The sequence below is a fragment of the Sinorhizobium sp. CB7 genome (genome assembly GCF_041357635.1).
Lineage (GTDB): Bacteria > Pseudomonadota > Alphaproteobacteria > Rhizobiales > Rhizobiaceae > Rhizobium.
Genome location: NZ_JAULLL010000090.1, coordinates 1 through 239, shown reverse-complemented (window position 1 = coordinate 239; position 239 = coordinate 1). Strand labels below are relative to the sequence as shown.

Below are 239 nucleotides of genomic sequence, written 5' to 3'. Positions count from 1 at the left end.
CAATGCCGGCGAGACGGCCGACGGCCTGACGCTCGGCTTCGCCTATGCCCGCGACGTCTTCGAGCGGGACACGATCGAGCGCCTTTGCGCTCATTATGGCGAGCTGCTGTCGCAGATCGCCGATGCCGGCGAGGAGACCCGGCTTGCCGCGCTGACGCTATCGGTGCCGGTCGATCATGGCGAACCGGCGGATTACCCGTTCATTCCCGTGACGGACCGGATCGGCGAGCGGGCCCTGC

The 239-nt window shown here is 68.2% G+C and carries 1 protein-coding gene; it reads left to right on the top strand.

The genetic code is table 11. The features are described 5' to 3' along the window. Positions 1-239, top strand: a 239-nt coding sequence (locus tag AAE029_RS36300; RefSeq protein ID WP_371077779.1) for a hypothetical protein, incomplete at both ends; no start/stop codon positions are given.